The organism is Variovorax soli, assembly GCF_031454625.1.
In the GTDB taxonomy this organism is placed as follows: domain Bacteria; phylum Pseudomonadota; class Gammaproteobacteria; order Burkholderiales; family Burkholderiaceae_C; genus Variovorax; species Variovorax soli_A.
In genome coordinates this window covers 108,537-123,585 of record NZ_JAVDRF010000015.1, presented here as the reverse complement: position 1 = coordinate 123,585, position 15,049 = coordinate 108,537, and the positions used below count along the sequence as shown (strand labels likewise).

The window sequence follows — 15,049 nt, the reverse complement described above, 5'->3', positions numbered from 1 at the left end:
GCGTGCCGCGCAACCGCTTCGCCGGCCACTCGCATGGCCTGCTCGGCCACGATCACAAGCCACCGCTGGACATCCTGGCGGAGGCGCGGCAGCAGCTGGCGCGTTATCCCGCGATCAAGCTGGTCAGTGCCCGGGCCGACAGCGTCTCCGGCGCCATCGACGATTTCTCCGTCCTCACTGGCGATGGCGAAAGCCTTGGGGCGCGCCGCGTGATCCTGAGCTATGGCGTCGCCGACCAGATGCCTGATGTTCCGGGCTTTGCCGAAAGCTGGGGCACCTCCGTCGTGCCCTGCCCCTATTGCGACGGATTTGAAGTCGCCGGCCAGCATTGGGGCCTCGTCTGGTCCGGCCCGCAGTCGCACAATCAGGCCAGGCTGTTCCAACATTGGACCGACAAGTTGACTGTCTTCGCCGATGGTCACGACATTCCGCCCGATATCCAGGCCGATCTGGCGAGCCGCAACATACCTTTCGTCGATGGCCGGATCGTCGAGATCGCCCATCGCAAGGGCCATATCACCGCCGTCAATCTCGATACCCGCCGCAATATCGCGGTCGACGTCCTGTTCGCCCATCCGCGCAGCAAGCCGTCCGCAAGCCTGCATGAATCACTGGGCCTCGCCACGGTGGATACGCCTACCGGCATCGTCCTCAAGGTCGACGAGCGCCGCCAGACCGGCATGCCCGGCATCTACGCCGCCGGGGACCTCGCCACGCCCTTCTTGCCATCGGTCACCCAGGCATCATCGCAGGGCGCGATGGCGGGTATCTTCGCCCAGCAATCGATGGTGGTTTGAGGGCATAGAGATTCCCTTCTCCGGTTGCCGCGGGCCATCGCAAGAAGGGCCATCCCGTTGTGTGCGCGGCGGGTGATGCCGGGCGCCAGGTCTCGTCATGGAGCGATATGAGCGTGCTTGAACTGAAGGTTCCTCCCCCCATCGTGGCGCTTGTCCTGGCGCTTCTTATGTGGCTGACGCCAGCCGTCGCGGGCGTTGTGCAGATTCCCTATCCGGCCCGTGTGCTCTGCGCCGTCGTTTTGGTGTGCGTCGGCCAAGGCATCAGCATCGCCGGACTGGTTGCGTTTCGCCGCGCCAAGACCACCGTGAACCCGATCAAGGCAAGCTCGGCGTCCTCGTTGGTCATCCGAGGCGTCTACCGCTTTACGCGCAACCCCATGTATCTTGGGCTCTTGCTTACCCTGTTGGCGTGGGCAGTGTTTCTGGCGAATCCGCTTGCTGTCCTGTGGGTTGTCGTGTACGTGCTCTACATCACTCGGTTCCAAATCATTCCGGAAGAACGCATTTTGGCGTCTCTATTTGGGGCAGAGTACGAGGCTTACAAAGGCAGGGTACGCAGATGGGTATGAGGCCTGACTGGTCTGCCTGCACTTCACCCGCCACCGCCGCCAGCCGGTCGTGCGTCAAATGGTCGAGCAGCGCCGTGATAGCGCAAGGTCCGGAACAACATTTCGGTCCCGATGATTTCGGACAGCGGCCTTGCCGCCGAAATCCTCCCGGGGTGGAGAGCGCGACCCCAGCCTCTCATGTGGGTCCGAGCGCCGCCTCGACCGTCGCCCTCACGAGATGGCTACCTTTTAGGGCCCGGCGATCTGCAGAACACGGAACAAGGCACCTTTGCGCGAAGTGCCAGGATCATGGTGCCTCGCTTCAATCGGTCGAGCCACATCCGAGCGCTGCGCCTAACTGAATGGCTGGTGATGGGCCGATAGTAGCTATTCGCGCGCGTCCTTCGAATGCCGGCAATCGCTGCATAGCTGCCGCGCGGGTAGGGATGGAGCAAACTTGTGGGCGGCCAGCCCGTCGCGCTCTACCGCAATTTCGCTGCGTCGAAGATGCGTCGCTTGGCGTTGAGGATATGGAGCCGTGTCGCCTCGGCGGCGTCGGCCGGGGATCGTTTCTCGATGGAGTCGAGGATCTGCTGGTGCTCCATCCGGACCAGTCGGACACGCTCGACGGTCATCTTCGATCGCACGCTGCGCGCCAATTCCATGAATTGCCTGATGGGCGCGACACTCGTTTCGACGGCGGCCACGAAGAACTGGTTGTGCGAGGCCCTCGCGATCGCCCTGTGGAAGCGGATGTCGTCTTCGATGCCTTTGTTTCCACTCTCCATGGCCAGGGTCTGCGCTTCCAGGCAGGCTCTGATCGTCGTCAGGTCGTCGGCAGTGCGGAACTCCGCTGCAGCGGCCGCCGCCCCCGATTCAACAACTGTGCGGTAGGCGTAATACCGCTCGATGTCCGAATAGTTCCTGATGGAGGGCATGCTCGATGCCGGTGTACCGGGGGCGCGCACGACCTGGCTGCCGGAGCCGCGGCGGGACTCGATGATCCCGTCCGATCGCAGCCTCGACAGTGCCTCCCGGACGGTCGGCCGCGAGACCCCGAATTGCGAGGCCAGTTCGCTTTCCGTCGGCAGCTTTTTCGAGTCGACGTAGTCCCCGCGCAGAATGGCTTCGACCATCCGGGCGTAGATCTGGTCGGGCAGTGTGCCGCCATTGACGTCTAGCAAGTGTTCCGCCATCGAACCGAGACCCGGGAATCTTTGTCAGACAACTATAGCAAATCTTCCGAAATTGAGGAGAGCAGCGAGTGGCTCTCGCGCCGTGCCCTTGCTCTTCCAGAGGTGGACGTGTGTCCGTGGGCTCAGCGAAAACCCGGATGACAGCTCGGAAGTTGTCTTACAAGATCCCGCCTGCCAAGCCATCCCTCAGGAGATTCCGAATGCGCCAAGTTTCCCTCTCGCGGCATCGCCACGCCATCATTGCGGCCGTTCTCGGGGCGGTGAGTTGTGCCGGCATCGGCCTGGTCCGGGCGCAGGAACTGCCAAAGTCGCCGGTGGTGATCAACGTGATCGACGCCGCCGGCAACCTGGCGCTGACGCAGAGGGCGTTTGAGGCCTACCAGGCGCAGAACCCCAAGCTGGTCTCCAAGTTCACTTTCACCAAGGCGCCCGCCCCCGAGATCCCGGCCAAGATCAAGGCGATGCAGAACGCGGGCCGCAGTGACATCGACATGATCATCGTCGGCACCGATGCGCTCGCCGCCGGCCTCGAGATGAACCTGTGGGTCAAGTTGTTCCCCGACTACTCGGCCAAGTTCCCCAAGCTGCAGGAGAACTACCTTCCCAACGCCTACAAGATGCAAGCGCTGGCGAAGGACCACGGCCTGGCCATCGTCTTCATGCCGGCCGGCCCGCTGGTCGAGTTCAACCCCGACAAGGTCAAGACGCCGCCGACGACGCCCCAGGAACTGCTGGCCTGGTGCAAGGCCAATCCCAACAAGCTGATCTATGCACGGCCCGCCAACTCCGGTCCGGGGCGCACCTTCTTGATGGGGCTGCCCTATCTGCTGGGAGACAAGAACCCTGCCGACCCGATCAACGGTTGGGACAAGACCTGGGCCTACCTGAAGGACCTCGACGGCTGCATCGAGTACTACCCGACGGGAACCGCAGCCGTGATGAAGGAACTGGGCGAAGGCTCGCGCGACATGACGCTGACGGTGACGGGTTGGGACATCAACCCCAGGGCGCTGGGCATCGTGCCGAAGAACTTTCAGGTGCTGCCCTTCAAGGGCATGACGTGGGTCAACGATGCGCACTACATCGTGATTCCGAAGGGCGTCCCGCCGGAGAAGCAAGCAGTGGTTCTCGACCTGATGGCTTTCCTGCTCAAGCCGCAGCAGCAGGCGATGACCTATGACAAGGGCTACTTCTATCCGGGCCCGGCGGTCAAGGACGTGCCGCTGTCGCTGGCGCCCAAGGACAGCCAGGACGTGATCAAGGAGTTCGGACGGTCTGACTACGACAAGTGGCTGGCCCAGTTCCCTCATGCCGTGCCGCTCGAGACCAAGGCCATGGTCGATGCATTCCGCCGCTGGGACCAGGACATCGGCGCCCGCAAGACCAAGTGATTCGCGGCGCGCACTGCGCCCCCGACCGATGCTGCAAGCGCCCACGTGGGCGCTTGCAGGCTGCTTCTTTTCCAAGTTTGTGTCTCCATGACTTCAGACTTTTCCGAGTTGCGCCTCGATGGCGTCACGCGCCGCTTTGCCGCGGGCAAGGGCGTGCAGAGCTTCACCGCGCTCAATGCCCTGACCATGACGGTCAAGCGCGGCGAGTTCATCGCGCTGCTTGGACCCTCGGGCTGCGGCAAGTCGACGGCCCTCAATTGCCTGGCCGGGCTGCTGCCCTTGACGGATGGAGGCATCTGGCTCGACGACACCCGCATCGATGTGCTGCCGCCTGAAAAACGGGGCTTTGGCATGGTGTTCCAGAACTATGCGCTCTTTCCGCACATGAGCGTGGCGCGCAATGTCGCGTTCGGGCTGGCGATGCGCGGCGTGCCAGCCGCCGAGTCGGCGCAGCGCGTGAAGCGGGCGCTGGACCTGGTGCAGCTGGACTCGCAGGCGCACAAGCTGCCCGGCCAGTTGTCCGGCGGACAGCAGCAGCGGGTCGCGATCGCCCGAGCGATCGTCATCGAGCCGCCCCTGGTGTTGATGGACGAGCCCCTGTCGAATCTCGACGCCAAGTTGCGGCTGGAGATGCGCGCCGAGATCCGGCGCATTCACCGCGAACTGGGACGATCGACGATCTACGTCACCCACGACCAGGATGAGGCGCTGTCGCTGGCCGATCGTGTCGTCGTCATGAAGGATGGCGTGGCACAGCAGATTGCCGAACCACAGCGCATCTACGCGGAGCCGGCCAACCTGGACGTGGCCCGCTTCATGGGCTATCGCAACCTCGTGGAGCTGAACGTGCGCTGGGAGGACGGCGCTTCGGTGCAGCTCGCCGGCAGCGGCCTGGCGCTCAACGCACGGGCGATGCAGCCACTCGCCGGCGGAAAGGCGATGCTCGCGATCCGGCCCGAGGAATTCGACGTCGTCTCTTCAACGGTGGACAACAGCTTCACGGCCCGGGTGCTCAATGTCGAATACTGCGGCCACGACAACATCGTCGATGTCGAGGTGGCCGGCGGGCTCAAGCTGATCGTGCGCACGACGACGCGCCTGCGAGTCGGCGATCTGGTCACGCTGGCCATTGCGCCGGACAAGGCGCTGGCCTATCCCGTCGATGCAGCCGCGGGCATGGTGCCATGACCAGCGCCAGCCCGTCTTCGTTCGACCGGTCCCTGCTGCTGCTGGTGCCGGCGACGCTCTTCATGGTGGTGCTGTTCGTCTATCCGTTCCTCTACGGCTTGCAGCTGTCGTTCCGTCCGATGGAAGGCGACTGGTTGGCGAACTACACGCAGTTCTTCACCACCGACAATCTGCGCGACACGGTGTGGACCACGCTCAAGCTGGCCATTCCCGCCACCGTGATCAACGTTGGCGTGGCGCTGCCGATCGCCTATCAGATGCGCCGCAGCAGCCGCTTCCAGAAATTGATCACCACGTTGCTGGTCATTCCGTTGACGCTGGGCACCGTCCTGATCGCCGAGGGCATGCTCGGCTACTTCGGCCCCAAGGGCTGGCTGTCGCAGTCGCTCCAGTGGCTGCACATCTACGAAGGCCCGATCCGGCTGACGCACAACTACTGGGGCGTCCTGATTTCGCTCGTCATTTCGGGTTTCCCCTTCGCGTTCCTGCTCACGCTGTCGTACATCACCGGCATCGACCCCAACCTGCCACGCGCTGCCTCCACCCTGGGCGCAACGCCGTGGAACCAGTTCCGGCATATCTATCTGCCGCTGCTGATCCCGGGACTGGCGATGGCCTTCGCGCTGTCGTTCGTGCAGGCCTTCTCGGTGTTTCCTTCGGCGGTCCTGCTCGGGTCGCCGGCCGGTGCCACCCGAGTGATCTCGATCGCGGCGTATGAGGCCGCCTTCGAGCGCTACGACTATTCCATGGCTTCGGCCGTCGCGATGCTGATGGGCGTGGTGCAGCTGTTCGTCGTTGCGGCGGTCCTGGGCGCGCGCGGGATGTTCTATCGGGGCCCCGTCTCCGGCGGCAAAGGTTGACCATGGACACGCATCGCCTGCTGATGAAACTCTGGAAGTCACTGGTTGCACTGGTGATGGGCTTCTTCATCGTCAATGTCGCACTCATGGTGGCCGCGGTCGGCACCAGCTCGGTGGCCCGCCGCTGGCTCGGCACCTGGCTGCCCGATGGCTACACCTTCAACTGGTACCAGACCGCCTGGCAGGAGTTCCAACTCGACAGCGTGCTGTGGGTCACGATCGAGGTGGTCGCCGCCGTCGTGTTCCTGTCGATCCTGATCGGCGTGCCGGCGGCCTACGCGCTGGCGCGGCGCAACTTCCGCGGCAAGAACCTGCTGATGGGGCTGTTCCTGCTGCCGCTGATGATCCCGCCGATCACGTACGGCATTCCGCTGGCGACCGTGATGTACCAGGCGCACATCGCGGGCACCATCTTCGGCGTGATCCTGGCGAACATGATTCCGGCCGTGCCGTTCATGATCCTGGTGATGACACCGTTCATCGAGCAGATCGATGCCAACCTCGAATCCGCCGCCCGCGTGTTCGGCGCCAATACTTTCAAGCTGTTCTGGCACGTGCTGTTGCCGCTGCTGGCGCCGGGCATTCTGGCGGCCTCCCTGCTGGTGCTGGTGCGCACCATCGGCATGTTCGAGCTGACCTTCCTGACCGCCGGCCCGGATTCGCAGACGCTCGTGGTGGCCCTGTACTACGCGGTCTTCGCGGCAGGCGTTCGTGCGCCGCAGTCGGTCGATGCGATGGCGATGGTCTACATGGCGGTCACCCTGGCCTGGCTGCTGATCGCGCTGCAATTCGTCAACCCGACACAGCTGGTCAGCCGCGTCAAGGAACATCCAAAGACGGCCTGAGGCCGACCCCCATGAAGATCACGCAAGTCGATACGGTCCACGCGGCCGCCTATCCCAACATCCTGTGGGTGCAGATCCACACCGACACCGGCCTGGTGGGCCTGGGGGAAACCTTTCGTGGCGCCCAGGCCGTGCAGGCGCAGATCCATGAACTGATCGCGCCCTACCTGCTGGGAAAGGATCCGCTCGCCATCGAAGCCCACAGCCAGCACCTGCTGTACGGCTATGTCGGCTTTGCCAGCAGCGGTGCCGAAACGCGCGCCGCTTCGGCGATCGACATCGCCCTGTGGGATCTGTTCGGCCAGGTCACGCAACAGCCGCTCAACCAGTTGCTCGGCGGCGCCGTGCGCGAACACGTCCCGGTCTACAACACCTGCGCGGGCTACACCTACAACAAGGCCCCACAGCGTCGCTCGGTGACGCAGGCCAGCGCCGACGCCGCGCCCGAAGGGCCTTACGAGGACCAGGTTGCATTCGTCAAGCGCCCAGCGGCGTTGGCCGAAAGCCTGCTGTCCGAGGGCTACAAGGCGATGAAGATCTGGCCCTTCGATCCCTTCGCCCAGGCCAGCGGCGGCCAGTCGATTTCGGCCCGCGACCTGGACACTGCGCTCGAGCCATTCCGCGAAATCCGGCGCGCTGTCGGCTACGAGATGGACATCATGGTGGAGCTCCATTCGATGTGGAACCTGCCGATGGCCGTGCGGATCGCGCAGGCGCTCGAGGAGTTCAAGCCCTACTGGATCGAGGACCCGATCCAGATGTCCAACCTGGACACGATCGCCGAATTCCGTTCGCGCACCCGAGTTCCGGTCTGCGGCAGCGAGACGCTGGCCACCGTTCAGCCATTCATCCAACTGCTCAAGAACAATGCGGTGGACTATGTGATGCTGGACCTGGGCTGGGTCGGGGGTCTCTCCGAAGCCAGGAAGATCGCGGCCCTGGCGAAGGCCTTTCACAAGCCCGTCGCGCCGCATGACTGCACCGGTCCGGTCGTGCTCACGGCGTCGCTTCATCTGGCGATGAGCACGACCAACGTGGTGCTGCAGGAAGTGGTGCGCGCGTACCTGGGGGGCTGGTATCGCGAACTCGTGACGCGATTGCCCGATGTCCGCGCCGGCCATGCAACGGTTCCGCCCGGCGCAGGCCTGGGCCTGGCGCTGTCGCCGGCGTTGCTGCACCGGCCTGACGTCACCATCCGCAGTACGAAGTTGTGAGCGGATGGCGATGCATCTGAGCGTGACGCCCGAGACCACGCTGTGCAGCGGAGCGCTGACGGCGACGCTGGCGCCGGCTGCAGGTGGACGTATCACCAGCCTCAGCTCCGGCACAGCCGCGGGCGAAACAATCGACTGGCTGGTGCCGCTCGCCGACGCCGTGCGCGCCGCCGGTTTCGAATCCACGCAGTGGCCCAAGGCCGGCTGCTATCCCCTGGTGCCGTTCTCGAACCGCATCCGCGACGGCCGCTTGGCCGGCACGCAGGGCAGGGTGCAGTTGCCGCTCCATCCGGGGGAACGGCACGCGCTGCACGGCGTCAGCCAGCAGCGTCCATGGCACCTCGAGCAACACGCAGCGGACCGCGCCACCATGACCTATGTCCATGTGCCGGGGGATCACGGCTGGCCATGGGCTTTTCGGGCCGAGCAGGGAGTGGAGCTCGACTCCGCAGGCATCACGCTGAGCTTGCGGGTCACCAACGACGACCGGGAGCCGATGCCAGGCGGTGGCGGCTTCCATCCCTATTTCCCGGCCCGCTTCGCGCACAGCCTGCAGTTCGATGCGCGCACCGTCTGGCCGGCGGACGCCGAATTCCTCGCGAGCACGCCGGTGCCGACCGGTCCGGCGGACTACTACGCGTCGGCGAACGCCTTGCCCGATGTCGAATGCACCCGCTACTACGGCGGGTGGAACGGACAAGCGCGGATGGCGGCGACCGATGGTCCCGCCATCGAACTGCTAGCCAGCTCTGCACTGCAGCACCTGGTGTTGCATCGGCCGGGTCCGGGAGCGTACTTCTGCGTGGAACCGGTCTCGCATGTCGCGGACGCCGCCAACCTGGCTGCGGCGCGCGCCGACACCGGCTGGCGGGTGCTCGCGCCCGGCGAGGCGATGACATGCAACCTGCGCCTGTCCGTCTCTTCCCTGTCGAGGCAGGCCAATGACACACCCCGCGCAACCACACGAGACCGACGACATGACTGAACCGACAACTCCCCTCAGGACTGCCCTGGACGGCATCTCAGGCATCCTGGTGACGCCCTTTGACGATGCGGACCACATCGCGCCCGATCGCCTGGAGCCCATCGTCGACCGCGCCATCGAGGCGGGCGTCCATGTGCTGGTGGCGAACGGCAACACCAGCGAGTTCTTCGGCCTGACCATGGCGGAGGCCGAGCGCATGGTGCATGCCGCGGCGGAACATGTCCATGGCCGCGTGCCCTTGCTGGGTGGCGTGGGGCGCAGCGTCCACGACGCCTGCGCCCTGGCGCGTGCCTCACGCAAGGCAGGTGCCGCTGCCCTGATGGTGCATCAGCTGACGGACCCCTTCGTCGCGCCCAGCGGTGTGGTCACGTATGTGCGCCGGGTCGCCGACGCGGCGGACGGCCTGCCTGTCGTGCTCTATCTGCGTGACGACGCGATCGGCCTGCCGGTCATCGAGGCCCTGTGCCGAATTCCGCAGGTCATCGGCGTGAAATGGGCGTCGCCCACGCCCTTGCGCCTGGTGCAGGCCATGGCGCAGGTGGCCGATCGCGGCCTGGCCTGGGTGTGCGGACTGGCCGAGCCCTGGGCCCCGCCGATGTACGCGGTGGGCGCCCGCGGCTTCACCTCGGGGCTGATCAACGTACGGCCCGACCTGTCCATGCGCATTCACGCCGCGTTGGCGAAGGGGGATCACCAGCTGGCGATGGAATTGATCGGCGGCATCGCGAGCTTCGAGGAATTGCGCACGCATGAGCGCAACGGCTCGAACGTGAGCGTGGTGAAAGCGGCGCTGCAATACGCGCGGCGAGACTGCGGCGCGGCCCGGCCGCCCAGCACCTGGCCGCTGCCGGAAGCGGACCTGGCGCAGCTCAAGCGGCTGGTCGACGGCTGGAAATAGCATGGAACGCCGCTTCTTCGCCGGCCTCCTGTTCGGCCTCATCGCCGCTGCGGGCTGGCCTGTTGCCGCACAGACTTATCCAGCCCACCCGGTGAAGCTGGTCATCCCGGTTCCGCCCGGCGGCAGCGCCGACGTGGTCGGGCGCCTGCTTGCCACTGCGGCGTCGACGGAGCTGGGGCAGCCCATCATCGTCGACAACCGTGCCGGAGCCGCCGGCAGCGTGGGAACGGCGTCGGCGCTGAAGGCGCCGGCCGACGGCTACACGCTGGTCCAGTGCAGCATTGGCAGCTGCGCCATCAATGCGAGCCTGTACAAGAACATTGGCTACGATCTGTTCAAGGACATGGCGCCGGTGATCCTGCTGGGCGCATCGATCAATGTGCTCACCGTCAACAACGAGTCGGGCATCCGCAGCGTGAAGGACCTGGTCGACCAGGCCAGGCGCCAGCCCATGGCCTACGCATCTTCGGGCGTGGGCGCGTCCAACCACCTCGCCGCCGAGTTGCTCAAGAAGATGGCGGGCATCGAGATGACCCATGTGCCATACAAGGGATCGGGGCCTGCCATCACCGACCTCATCGGCGGCCAGGTCCCGGTGTTCTTCGACAACGAGCCTTCCATCCTGCCCTTCATCAAGCAGGGCAAGGTGCGTGCGCTGGCGGTGACGGGCAAGACGCGCTCGGCCAATCTGCCGGATGTCCCGACGATGGAAGAACTGGGTTTTGCCGGCTTCGTCATCGAGCCGTGGTATGCCTTCGCGGCCCCGGCGGGCACGCCTGAGCCGGCGATCCGGCGGCTCAATACAGCGTTCAACAACGCGCTGAACCAACCGGCGGTGCGCGACAGGATGGTCGCTATGGGCATTACCCCGGCGGGCGGCTCGCCCGAAGCGCTGGGTCGCCTGATCCGCAGCGAATACACACGCTGGGCGGAGTTGATCCGCGTGCAAGGTATCAAGGGAGATTGAGGGCCAGCGGCCGCAATGCGGTGCGGATACACCCACGCGCGGCGGTGCTTCGTTGCGGCTCGACGGCCTCAGCCATCGGCCGACATTCCGCCAAGGCTGGACACACCGTCGAGGTGACCGGCTGCGACGCCGCGAAGGCGCGGGCGTTGGCCGAGCAGGACGGAGTCGGCGCGACGGCGAGCCCCTTCGGCGCCGCTCCGATCGGGAACATCGTGCGCCGGTTTCTGCCCCAGGCGCTGGGATCGGGCCGCAGCGAGAGCCGTCTTTCAACAGCGATGGCCGTCTTGCCGCTCCTAGACGCCCGACAACACTGCGTCCATTGCTGATACAAGCGCGCTGGCCTGCGCGGCCACGTTGTCGACCGGTCGCTTCAAGACCTTGGCAGGCAAAGGCGCCGCATAGTGCGCCAGCGCATGCAGACGCTGGCCTTTGACCATGATGATCGGACACAGCGCGGTCGGCACCTTGGTCGCTGCATCGAGCACCGCCAGCGGCATGGTCAGCCGCGTGGGCAGGGCATCGAGCAGGTCGCTCTGAATCACGACCACGTAAGGGATACCGCCGGCCGCACTGCTGCTTGGATTTGCAAAAACGTCATACTGCGCCATCAGTCAGTCGCTCACCACGGGCGCAAGTCGGCGCCGGGAATCCCGTGCGTTTCGAAGCGGGCGTTCTGGGCTGCAATCCATTCACCAAACTCGGCTTCAAACGCCTTCCTGCGCGCGGTGCGGCTGGCCTTGTCGTGGGTGGCTCGCAGCGCTTCGTATTGCTCGGCCGAAAGGATCACGGTGTCGATCTGACCGGCCTTTTCCACGAACACTGGTGCGCGCTTGGCCTGGGCGCAAAGGCTGCCAAAACGGTTCTTGGCTTCGGTGGCGGTGACACGCATCGTGGTTTCCTCGAGTGATTGGCTATTTTAGCCATTCTTGTGGCAGAGAGGATTTCAGGGCGAGCGCAACTGCCGCCTCAAGGCATGAGAGTACAAGGAGTCGAATCCCGTCCTGGTTGATTGCCAGCGATCAGTCGCTCGAACACATCCGGCCCGCCCATCTGACCGCCTTTGAGCATGAGCTCGACGCCATCCAACAGCGCTTCATCGCTGTGCAGCCGGCATAGAGGCACGCCGGGCGCGAGCAGGCCTCGGTAAGAAAGCGCCCAGGCATCGAGGGCGCGCACCGCCAGGCTGGAAGTGTCGCCACCAGCGATGCCCACTCGTCGCACCGCAGGCGTCTTGCGCAGCACCTCCTTGAGCAGTTGCCCGCCCGCGCGTGCCAAGGCGCCGGAAGGCACTGCGGCGCGTGAGCCGTCGATGCCGACTGTGCACGCGAGCACGTTCCGTCCCGACGCGAGTTGTGAAGCGGCGTCCAGCACGGCGCTGGCCAGGTAGTCCACGTCGCGAGAAGCCAGACGCTCGGCAGACAGCCGCATCACCTCGAAGGTGGAACTCGCCGCCGCCACCTGCGCTGCCGTCACTGGCGACAGGCTACCGGCCAGCACCAGGACGGGACCTTCCGCCGCGGCGATGGCTCTGGGTCGAGGCGCGGGCTCCCGGTGAATGGCCCGCGCCACCGCTTCCACGACGCTGCTCGGGCCGACCGCCAGCAACGGCTCTTGCTGCGCCAGCGTCCACAGTTGCCGTCCCAGCAAGGCCAAGTGCGAGGGCTCGGCCACGTCCCACAGCAGCGGGCTGCTGTGCTTCGCAGCGCGCAGAGACAGCGCTTCGTCGCCCTCCGCATACGCGGTCCAGGGAATGAGGACGATGTCCTTCAAACCTTGCCGCGACAGGTGCAACCGCAGGTCGGCCTCGTTGATCGGCGTCACTGGATGCTGGCTCATCGTGGGATGCCGATCGATGCGGAACACCTCACCCTGCGCGCCCGCCGTGGCGAAGAGGTTGCCGAACAGGCAGTAGCGGCCCAGGTTGGGCTGGCCGCCGACGATGGAAAGCCGTGGGGCGCCTAGCGCCGGCGCCAGCGTGCGCACCGCCTCGCCGATGCTGCCCACCTGTGGCGCACTGTCGAATGTGGAGCAGGTCTTGTAGTGCAGCACGCGGGGCTTCAGCGCGCGCGCCAGTGCGGCGACCGGGGCCAACTCATCTCGCATGGCCTTGGGTGTCATCGAGCGCGCCGCACCGGCGATGCCGATGCAGTCCAGGGCACCTGCGGAGTCGAGGCGCTTCGCGTCCGGTGTGCCCAGGAAGAGCAGGGTGCGCAGCCCCGCGCGCGCTGCCGTGCCCAGGGCATCGGTGGCGCCGGTGAAGTCGTCGCCGTAAAAGAGGAGGGCAGCAGATGGATTCATTTGCCGCCGAAGAAGCGCAGGGCGGCGGCCAGTTCGGGCGCGCTTCGGGCGGCGTCCTCCAGCGGCATGCCGGCACGCACCGCGGTCCAGGCCTGCCGCAGGCTGGCCACGCCGGCTGCAGCGCCATCCGGGTGCGCGAGGATCCCGCCTCCCGCCATGAACAGCAGGTCGTCGCGGCCGATGGCCTGCCAGGTGGCGGGAACGGTGCCAGCCCACTGGCCGGAAGAGAAGGCGGGCAGCACGGCATCGTCCATGTCGGGGGTCAGCGGCGTGTAGCAGGCGCGCGCCGATGCCACCACCTCGTCGTCGTCCTGCGCGAACTTGCCTTGCAGGCCGTGCACGTGCATGTGGTCCACGCCCGCCAGACGCCATAGCGCCTGGTAGGCATCGAAGCCGATGCCCAGCAGCGGATGCCGCGACATCGCCCCGTAGCCGTTGCGATGGCCGTGCAGCGCCAATGGCGTGCGGCGACGCAGGGTCTGAACGGCGGAGAAGCCGCACCAGTTCAGGCTCACCATCACGCAGCTGCCGCCCTCGCGCTGCACCAGTTCGGCGTGGCGCAGCATGGCGTCGGTCTCGTCGCTGATGTTGAACGCCACCATCACATGCTTGCCGGTTCGCTCCTGGTGCGCGCGCACGGCGGCCATCACGGCCGGCACGCGCTCGGAAAGGGGGGCGTGGTCTGGATTAGCGCAGACCTCGTCGTCCTTGATGAAATCCACGCCCGCAGCGCACAGCCGCGCCACGAGCGCGGCGGTGTCCCCGGCCGACATGCCGACGTTGGGCTTGAGGATGGTGCCCAGCATCGCACCCTGCGTCACGCCGGTGAGGCGACGCGTGCCGGGGATCCCATGCGCCGGCTGGTCGAAGCGCGAGCGGTAAGCCGCGGGCACCTCCATGCGCTCCAGGCGCAGGCTGGTGACTTCGCCGAGGTCGTACAGGTTGCCGGCTACCGTGGCCGCCAATGTGGGCAAGTTGGTGCCGATGTTCTCCACCGGATATGCGATGCGAACCTGGAAGCGCCGATATGGGCCCTTCGTCCCCTTGCGCTGCAGCCAAGCGTTGGGCAGTGCGGGCTCGTCGACCGATTCAAGCGGCTGGATGGCCTCCACCACCGCGCGGGCGCGCTCGCGCAGCGCATCGGTCTCGCCCTCCACCCGAGTGAAGGTGCCGCAGGACTGCTCGCCGGCCATCACCTCTGAAACGTGGGCAGGATCGAGCGGCGTCTCGACGAGATACGTGGCGCGGATGCGTTCGGTCACCGTGCAACCTCCGTGCCTTGCATTGCGCAGTGGAGGCTCATAGCGTGTCCAGATCGGGGAAGGGACGCACCGGCTCGCGTCCATCCCATCCCTCGGCCGCTTCGCGGATCATGCGGAAGAGCTTGCCCTTGGGGCCCGCCACTTCCGACAGCTCGATGGTCGCGCCGGGGTGGTACCCGCCGTCGGCGGTCCGGTCCTGGAAATAGACGAAGCGCCCGCGCTCGCCGACCTCGCCGGCCATGCATACCTCGAAACCGGCTGCTTCCGCGCGCTTCAGGTCTTCGTCGAAGTTCTCGGTCCAATACGCGAAGTGCTGCGCGCCCACATGGCCGGCTCGCTGGAAGTCGCGGTACATCGAGGGCACGTCATTGCGCGTCTGCAGCAACTCCACCTGCAGCCCGCCCGCGTTCGCCAGCGCCACCGAGTTGTGCGGTTCGTAGCTTTCGCCGCGATAGCTGTAGTTGCGGATGGGTACGCGCGGGTTGTAGAACCACGGCCCGACGCCGAGAACGCGCGACCAGTAGTCCATGGCCGCCTCGATATGGGGAACGAGATAAGCCACCTGCCGGATCTCGCCGAAGAATCTGCTCATGAGAAATG

At 65.9% G+C, this 15,049-nt stretch carries 16 protein-coding genes; 10 read left to right on the top strand and 6 right to left on the bottom strand.

Annotated elements, in window-relative coordinates; genetic code table 11:
- Window positions 1-797: NAD(P)/FAD-dependent oxidoreductase (locus tag J2739_RS25420; RefSeq protein WP_309906878.1), on the top strand; the 797-nt coding region annotated here is incomplete at its 5' end.
- Between the two features lie 107 nt (window positions 798-904).
- Window positions 905-1,366 (top strand): methyltransferase family protein, encoded by a 462-nt coding sequence (locus tag J2739_RS25415; protein WP_309906876.1) that lies wholly within the window; start codon window positions 905-907, stop codon window positions 1,364-1,366.
- Window positions 1,367-1,827: 461 nt separating this feature from the next.
- Here the strand turns inward: J2739_RS25415 and J2739_RS25410 are convergent, their stop codons facing one another.
- Window positions 1,828-2,529 (bottom strand): FadR/GntR family transcriptional regulator, encoded by a 702-nt coding sequence (locus J2739_RS25410; protein ID WP_309906874.1) that lies wholly within the window; start codon window positions 2,527-2,529, stop codon window positions 1,828-1,830.
- Between the two features lie 212 nt (window positions 2,530-2,741).
- Here J2739_RS25410 and J2739_RS25405 point away from each other — a divergent pair, with 212 nt between their 5' ends.
- The 8 genes from J2739_RS25405 to J2739_RS25370 all read left to right on the top strand — a co-directional run bounded on the left by J2739_RS25405 (window position 2,742) and on the right by J2739_RS25370 (window position 10,889).
- On the top strand, window positions 2,742-3,932 hold the full coding sequence (locus J2739_RS25405) for an ABC transporter substrate-binding protein (RefSeq protein WP_309906872.1): 1,191 nt from the start codon (window positions 2,742-2,744) through the stop codon (window positions 3,930-3,932).
- An 87-nt stretch (window positions 3,933-4,019) separates the two neighbouring features.
- On the top strand, window positions 4,020-5,120 hold the full coding sequence (locus tag J2739_RS25400; RefSeq protein ID WP_309906870.1) for an ABC transporter ATP-binding protein: 1,101 nt from the start codon (window positions 4,020-4,022) through the stop codon (window positions 5,118-5,120).
- Window positions 5,117-5,980 carry an ABC transporter permease gene (locus tag J2739_RS25395; protein WP_309906868.1) on the top strand — a complete coding sequence of 288 codons (864 nt, stop codon included), beginning with the start codon at window positions 5,117-5,119 and terminating at the stop codon, window positions 5,978-5,980. Before J2739_RS25400 ends, J2739_RS25395 begins: the two co-directional genes overlap by 4 nt.
- Before the next feature lie 2 nt (window positions 5,981-5,982).
- Entirely contained in the window at window positions 5,983-6,825 is an 843-nt protein-coding gene (locus J2739_RS25390; RefSeq protein WP_015865589.1) for an ABC transporter permease, read from the top strand.
- An 11-nt stretch (window positions 6,826-6,836) separates the two neighbouring features.
- Entirely contained in the window at window positions 6,837-8,039 is a 1,203-nt protein-coding gene (locus J2739_RS25385) for a mandelate racemase/muconate lactonizing enzyme family protein (protein WP_309906866.1), read from the top strand.
- Between the two features lie 4 nt (window positions 8,040-8,043).
- Window positions 8,044-9,024 (top strand): aldose 1-epimerase, encoded by a 981-nt coding sequence (locus J2739_RS25380; RefSeq protein ID WP_309906864.1) that lies wholly within the window; start codon window positions 8,044-8,046, stop codon window positions 9,022-9,024.
- Complete coding sequence (locus tag J2739_RS25375; RefSeq protein WP_309906862.1) at window positions 9,017-9,922, top strand: dihydrodipicolinate synthase family protein; 906 nt, start codon at window positions 9,017-9,019, stop codon at window positions 9,920-9,922. Before J2739_RS25380 ends, J2739_RS25375 begins: the two co-directional genes overlap by 8 nt.
- A 1-nt stretch (window position 9,923) precedes the next feature.
- On the top strand, window positions 9,924-10,889 hold the full coding sequence (locus J2739_RS25370; RefSeq protein ID WP_309906860.1) for a Bug family tripartite tricarboxylate transporter substrate binding protein: 966 nt from the start codon (window positions 9,924-9,926) through the stop codon (window positions 10,887-10,889).
- Window positions 10,890-11,182: 293 nt separating this feature from the next.
- Here the strand turns inward: J2739_RS25370 and J2739_RS25365 are convergent, their stop codons facing one another.
- The 5 genes from J2739_RS25365 to J2739_RS25345 all read right to left on the bottom strand — a co-directional run bounded on the left by J2739_RS25365 (window position 11,183) and on the right by J2739_RS25345 (window position 15,041).
- Window positions 11,183-11,497 (bottom strand): CcdB family protein, encoded by a 315-nt coding sequence (locus tag J2739_RS25365; RefSeq protein WP_309906858.1) that lies wholly within the window; start codon window positions 11,495-11,497, stop codon window positions 11,183-11,185.
- An 11-nt stretch (window positions 11,498-11,508) separates the two neighbouring features.
- Window positions 11,509-11,778 carry a type II toxin-antitoxin system Phd/YefM family antitoxin gene (locus J2739_RS25360; RefSeq protein ID WP_309906856.1) on the bottom strand — a complete coding sequence of 90 codons (270 nt, stop codon included), beginning with the start codon at window positions 11,776-11,778 and terminating at the stop codon, window positions 11,509-11,511.
- 77 nt (window positions 11,779-11,855) lie between these two features.
- On the bottom strand, window positions 11,856-13,187 hold the full coding sequence (locus J2739_RS25355) for a four-carbon acid sugar kinase family protein (RefSeq protein ID WP_309906855.1): 1,332 nt from the start codon (window positions 13,185-13,187) through the stop codon (window positions 11,856-11,858).
- On the bottom strand, window positions 13,184-14,449 hold the full coding sequence (locus tag J2739_RS25350; protein WP_309906853.1) for a ribulose-bisphosphate carboxylase large subunit family protein: 1,266 nt from the start codon (window positions 14,447-14,449) through the stop codon (window positions 13,184-13,186). Before J2739_RS25350 ends, J2739_RS25355 begins: the two co-directional genes overlap by 4 nt.
- A 37-nt stretch (window positions 14,450-14,486) precedes the next feature.
- Window positions 14,487-15,041 carry a VOC family protein gene (locus J2739_RS25345; RefSeq protein WP_309906851.1) on the bottom strand — a complete coding sequence of 185 codons (555 nt, stop codon included), beginning with the start codon at window positions 15,039-15,041 and terminating at the stop codon, window positions 14,487-14,489.
- Window positions 15,042-15,049: the final 8 nt, after the last annotated feature.

What these genes read in the sequence shown, in the direction of transcription:
- J2739_RS25415 (WP_309906876.1), top strand. Translation starts at nt 905, where the DNA reads ATGAGCGTGCTTGAACTGAAGGTTCCTCCCCCCATCGTGGCGCTTGTC.
- J2739_RS25405 (WP_309906872.1), top strand. Translation starts at nt 2,742, where the DNA reads ATGCGCCAAGTTTCCCTCTCGCGGCATCGCCACGCCATCATTGCGGCC.
- J2739_RS25400 (WP_309906870.1), top strand. Translation starts at nt 4,020, where the DNA reads ATGACTTCAGACTTTTCCGAGTTGCGCCTCGATGGCGTCACGCGCCGC.
- J2739_RS25395 (WP_309906868.1), top strand. Translation starts at nt 5,117, where the DNA reads ATGACCAGCGCCAGCCCGTCTTCGTTCGACCGGTCCCTGCTGCTGCTG.
- J2739_RS25390 (WP_015865589.1), top strand. Translation starts at nt 5,983, where the DNA reads ATGGACACGCATCGCCTGCTGATGAAACTCTGGAAGTCACTGGTTGCA.
- J2739_RS25385 (WP_309906866.1), top strand. Translation starts at nt 6,837, where the DNA reads ATGAAGATCACGCAAGTCGATACGGTCCACGCGGCCGCCTATCCCAAC.
- J2739_RS25380 (WP_309906864.1), top strand. Translation starts at nt 8,044, where the DNA reads ATGGCGATGCATCTGAGCGTGACGCCCGAGACCACGCTGTGCAGCGGA.
- J2739_RS25375 (WP_309906862.1), top strand. Translation starts at nt 9,017, where the DNA reads ATGACTGAACCGACAACTCCCCTCAGGACTGCCCTGGACGGCATCTCA.
- J2739_RS25370 (WP_309906860.1), top strand. Translation starts at nt 9,924, where the DNA reads ATGGAACGCCGCTTCTTCGCCGGCCTCCTGTTCGGCCTCATCGCCGCT.
- J2739_RS25365 (WP_309906858.1), bottom strand. Translation starts at nt 11,497, where the DNA reads ATGGCGCAGTATGACGTTTTTGCAAATCCAAGCAGCAGTGCGGCCGGC.
- J2739_RS25360 (WP_309906856.1), bottom strand. Translation starts at nt 11,778, where the DNA reads ATGCGTGTCACCGCCACCGAAGCCAAGAACCGTTTTGGCAGCCTTTGC.
- J2739_RS25355 (WP_309906855.1), bottom strand. Translation starts at nt 13,187, where the DNA reads ATGAATCCATCTGCTGCCCTCCTCTTTTACGGCGACGACTTCACCGGC.
- J2739_RS25345 (WP_309906851.1), bottom strand. Translation starts at nt 15,041, where the DNA reads ATGAGCAGATTCTTCGGCGAGATCCGGCAGGTGGCTTATCTCGTTCCC.